The following is a 5,071-nucleotide window of genomic DNA, read 5'->3' as shown; positions in this document are numbered from 1 at the left end:
TCTGCTTTGGTACATTTCTTCATTAAACTCTTTTTTTATTATTTCTCCTCTTCTGGTTTCGTCTTTTGGTAATGGCTGTTTGGATTTCGGCCTTACTGTCGCCATTTGAGGCCTTGTCATTGTTTTTATTTTTGCCATTACATTTCCACCTATTGCTGGCCTTATTTGTATCAGTGACCTTGTTTCTTCTTCTATTTCAAAGTCTGTACAATCAGCTGTTAGTCCTGTCCTTAATCTTGCCGCTAGACATGGCATCAGTGTCCTTCCTTTAGTTGTAGCTGATGCGAGTATTATTTCTGGCTTCATTTCTTCTACAAGTTGGTGGAGTATCTTTGTGTATGTGTCTGGGTAGAAATGCTCTAGCTTCTCATTTTCTACATAGTAGACTTTGTCTGCTCCATAGTGTATCAGGCTTTCTATGTCTTTTATTTTGTTTGTTAGTACTATACTTGTTAATTCAACTTTTAAGGTTTCTGCTAGTCCTTTTCCCCATGCTAGTAGTTCATAGGATACTGGGTTTATGGTTCCATCTTCAATCTCTGATATCGTCCATACTCCTGTGTGTTCTTGTTTCATGAAATCACACCTTTTTCTTTTATGAAGTCATTTATCTTCGCTACAGCCTCTTGTGGTGTTTTCACTGCTATTTTTTCTCCTTGTCTTGATATCTTTGGATAGAATACTTTTACTACTCTTGTAGGTGATCCTTTTAATCCTATTTTGTCTTCTTCTACCTTTAAGTCTTCGTTGGTTATTATGTCTATTTTGCTTTTCTTTGCCCTTAGTTTGTTTTCTAAATTTGGTAGTCTGGGTTCGTTTATTTCTTTTACTACCGTTATTAGTACCGGAAGTGTTGTTCGAATTATTTCATTTCCTCCCTCTATCGCTCTTTGTACTGTTATATCGTCTTTCGTTATTTCTATTATCTTGTTTACATAGGTTAATACTGGTATTTCAAGTAGTGTTGCTACCATCGGACCTACTTGACCTGTTTCTCCATCTGTCGCCCTTTCTCCAGCAAAGATTAGATCTAATTCTTTACCTTTCAAAAACTGAGTTAGAGTGTACGCAGTAGCCAGTGTGTCTGCACCTGCATACTTCCTGTCTGTTAGTAATACCCCTTCGTCACATCCCATCGAGATCGCTTCTTTTATCGCATATTCCGCAGATAACGGACCCATCGATATTACTGTGATTTTTGTGTTTGAAGATCGTTCCTTTATCCTTACTGCTTCTTCTACTGCATACATGTCTAAAGGATTCATCTCTGATTCTAACTCGCTTCTTATCATAGTTCCTGTGTTTTCATCTATCTTGACGTTATCTGTAGATGGCACTTGTTTTACTAAAACTGCTATGTTCATTCACAAACTCTCCTTTGTTTAAATAATATTGTCCATATATTATTAATAGCTTTCAAACTCTAAGAATGTTATGAGTGTTAATTAAAAAGTCTATTTTCTTTTTATAGACTTACTTACTTCAAAAGCCCATCTCAACGGAATTGTAACCCCTTATTTAAGCTTTAATACAAGATCTAATAGGAGTGTCCTTCCTTGTTATCCGTTTTAGTTTTTAATCTAAAATATTTCTTTCTTAATCTGTAATTTTATTATTCATCAATGCTTTAAAGTAATAACAATATTATTACTACTTCAAATTATCTCATAAAGTTTTCATTAAAATCAAATTAGAAAAACAAAGGAAAATATAGATAAAGAAGAATAATCACCTATATTAAAGAAAATTAGCTCAAAATAAGGATATTTGAATTGGATATATTGTTATTACCAATGTAACGATAGTATAGTAAAGGAAAGATAACATAGAAAAATAATTCATTTAAAGCTTAGTTTTGATTTATTAATTTAAAAGCTCAATAATAAAATCTTTCATCGTCGTTAGTACCGATGAAACTTCATTCTTAGAAGGCATTTCTGTTGAAAGTCTTAGAAGAGGTTCGGTTCCGGAAAATCTAAACACAGCCCACCCACCATTTTCAAAGTAAATTTTTACCCCGTCTAAATATCTTATTTGTGTAATTTCGAAATCAAAAGAAGGAAGTTTCTTTTTTTGAAATAGTATTTTTGTTAAAGTGGACTTACCTTCATAAGTTAAAGGGATATTAAATTCTTCATAATAAAGATAGCCAAATTTAGAATGTAATTCTGTACGTAAATCACCTATCATTTTGTCCGTATTGCAAATCATTTCAATAACATAACATGCTATCACAGTGGCATCTTTTCCTTTTAAATGTCCTCTAAAAGCAATTCCACCACTGCTTTCTCCGCCCATAAGAGCATTTGTTTCCTCCATTTTTTGACTTATATGTTTAAAACCGACAGGAACTTCATAACAATCTTGTCCATAGAATTTAGCTATTCTATCCAATAAATGTGTTGTAGTCATATTTCTTACTATTGCACCTTCCATTTGTTTATATTCTAAAAAGTAATAATACAAAAGACATAAAGTTTCATTTGGATGAACAAAATCACCTTTTTCATCGATTATTCCTAATCTGTCTCCGTCTCCATCAGTTCCTAATCCCAAATCATACCCTTTCTCAGGAACTAAATTCATAAGTGTTTTCAATGTTAATAAGCTAGGGGAAGGAATTCTTCCCCCAAAGAGAGGATCATGTCTAGCGTTTATGAGTTCAACTTGACAACGCAATATGTTGAAGACTGTATTTAAAGTTATCGTCGAAGCTCCGAACATTGGATCAAAGAGGATTTTTAATCTTTTCTTTTTAATAGGATCTAACTCTATTTTTGAAATAATATCATCAATATAATTATTAAAGGGATCAATGTTTTCAATTAATCCATATTCAATACCTTTTTCAAAATCTAAATGTTTTATTTGCTCTTTCCTTAATGAATTTATCTTTTCTTCAATTTTCTGTGTCACACTTTCACTAGCATCTCGACCTCCGTAAGTTATTATCTTAACACCATTATAGTCATAAGGATTATGACTAGCAGTAACGGCCGCACCATAATAAGTTTTATATTGATTTACCGCAAACATGACCATAGGTGTAGGAACGTACTGTTCAATAAAATACACCTTAATATTATTGGCTGCAAGAACTTCAGCTATCCATCGAGCAGCTTTGTCTGATAAAAATCTCCTATCATATCCAATTACGAAACCCTCTTTATCTACTTTTTCTTCTAACATTAAATCCGTCAATCCTTGAGCCAATAAAAGTACATTTTCCTTTATAAATTCTTCTCCTATTATTGCTCTCCAACCACCTGTTCCAAATTTAATCATATTTTTTCCTTCCTTTGAGTGTTCTATTTATTTACTCTTTACCTCCAGTATATACATTTGATCCACCTATAAAATACTTAGTTAATGATAAAAATAGAATTAACATCGGAATACTTGCTATTACAGCCGCTGCCATTAGTGCTCCCTCGTTGGTAAACTTTTCCTCAGCAAATTGCACTATATATAGTGGAATTGTTTTCATTTTTGGAGACTGAATGACAAGAAGTGGCCATAATAAACTATCCCATTGTGACCTAAAAGTTAAAATAGCTAATGTAGCCATTGGAGGTACACTGTTAGGTAAAACTACTCTAAAAAATATACCTATTTCAGAGGCGCCATCTATTCTAGCTGCATCTATTAACTCATCTGGAAAAGTAAGTAAAAATTGTCTCATCAAAAAAACGCCAAAAGCGCTCATCAAGAAAGGTACTATCAAAGCCCAATAAGTATCTTGCCATCCTAAATTAGTTACAATTAGATAAAGAGGTATCATTATTGCTTCAAATGGAATCATCATTGTGCTTAATATCATCATTAAAATAAAATTTCTTCCCTTATATTGAAACTTTGCCAAGCCATATCCAGTGATCGAACACAACAAGATAGTCCCTATTGAAGTCACACTTGCAACTAAAAAAGAATTTAAAATATTTCGAACATAAATAAAACTTCCGTCATTCCCTCTTAATGCTTGCCAATAATTCTTTATATAAAAAGTTTTTGGGATCCAAGGATAGGGGATGGACATGATATCCTTTGCTGGCATAAAAGAGGCTGTAAACATAAAAACAAGGGGTACTAAAACTATAATTGCAAAAACTGTAAGAAATATCCAAATTAATATGTCAGCTACAGTTGAAAAAAAATAACTTTTTTGTTTTGGCATGATATCACCTCAATTTATTCTTAGTACTGAACTTCCTCAGCTTTTGAAACTCTAAATTGAATAAGGGTTAAGACCATTATTATTACAAATAATATTATGCTCATGGCACTAGCACGACCAATTTGATGATCTCTAATGGCTGTATTGTAAATATTGAGAGTAATTACATCAATTGGTTTTAAAGGAGCTCCCGACTGTGTAAAAAGGTATTGTGTACTGAATGTTTTTAAACACTGAGTCATCGCCATCACTGAAACTAAAAGCGTTGTAGGTTTTATAAGGGGAAGAGTTATACGACTAAAAACTTGCCATCTGTTTGCACCATCTATTCTTGCTGCCTCATTAATTGATTGAGGAATACTTGCAATTCCAGTAACAAAAATTACTGTGAAATAACCGATATACTTCCAAAAATATACTATTATAGTGGCCAACCTTAACATTCCAGAACTTGTCAACCATTTATAATCTTTTCCCGGTGTATTCAAAATAAAATTAAGAAATTGATTTGCTAGTCCCCTTGGATCAAACATTAAAAGCCATATAGTTGCAGCAACCACTGAAGATAGTAAAGCAGGAGAATAATAAGACATTTGAAAAAATTTCTGAAATCTTTTTCTAGAAGAAATAAATACAGCTAATATTAAACTTATAATAACTAAAGGAATAAAAGTTCCTACAGTAAAGATAGTCGTAGCTTTCACTGAATTCCAAAAAGATTCGGAATGTATTAAATATTTATAGTTTCCTAGTCCTATAAATTTTGGTTTCGATAAAGATAATAGATCTTTCTTATAAAAACTTGTTATAAATGCATTTATAATTGGATAAAAACTAAAAACTGAGAAAAAAATAATAGCGGGTATTGTAAAAATGAAACCCCATCTTGCTTTTTTC

The 5,071-nt window shown here is 32.2% G+C and carries 5 protein-coding genes; all 5 read right to left on the bottom strand.

The window, feature by feature from the left end:
* A partial coding sequence (locus PKN74_RS07835) for an electron transfer flavoprotein subunit alpha/FixB family protein (protein WP_472310234.1) occupies positions 1–576 on the bottom strand: 576 nt, incomplete at its 3' end.
* Positions 573–1,364: an electron transfer flavoprotein subunit beta/FixA family protein gene (locus tag PKN74_RS07830; RefSeq protein ID WP_472310232.1), complete on the bottom strand. Its 792-nt coding sequence runs from the start codon at positions 1,362–1,364 to the stop codon at positions 573–575. The genes PKN74_RS07835 and PKN74_RS07830, both read right to left, overlap by 4 nt.
* Before the next feature lie 499 nt (positions 1,365–1,863).
* Positions 1,864–3,285, bottom strand: coding sequence for a phosphoglucomutase/phosphomannomutase family protein (locus PKN74_RS07825; protein WP_472310230.1), 1,422 nt, complete (start codon positions 3,283–3,285; stop codon positions 1,864–1,866).
* Between the two features lie 31 nt (positions 3,286–3,316).
* Complete coding sequence (locus PKN74_RS07820) at positions 3,317–4,174, bottom strand: carbohydrate ABC transporter permease (protein WP_472310228.1); 858 nt, start codon at positions 4,172–4,174, stop codon at positions 3,317–3,319.
* Between the two features lie 20 nt (positions 4,175–4,194).
* Positions 4,195–5,071, bottom strand: an 877-nt coding sequence (locus PKN74_RS07815) for a carbohydrate ABC transporter permease (protein ID WP_472310226.1), incomplete at its 5' end; no start/stop codon positions are given.

It is taken from the genome of Defluviitoga sp. (assembly GCF_035349255.1).
Lineage (GTDB): Bacteria > Thermotogota > Thermotogae > Petrotogales > Petrotogaceae > Defluviitoga.
Note: the sequence above shows the minus strand (reverse complement) of the source record. Positions and strands in the feature narration are given on the sequence as shown.

Bases quoted from the DNA above. Each gene is read 5' to 3' on its own strand.
- PKN74_RS07830 (WP_472310232.1), bottom strand. From the start codon at position 1,364: ATGAACATAGCAGTTTTAGTAAAACAAGTGCCATCTACAGATAACGTC.
- PKN74_RS07825 (WP_472310230.1), bottom strand. From the start codon at position 3,285: ATGATTAAATTTGGAACAGGTGGTTGGAGAGCAATAATAGGAGAAGAA.
- PKN74_RS07820 (WP_472310228.1), bottom strand. From the start codon at position 4,174: ATGCCAAAACAAAAAAGTTATTTTTTTTCAACTGTAGCTGACATATTA.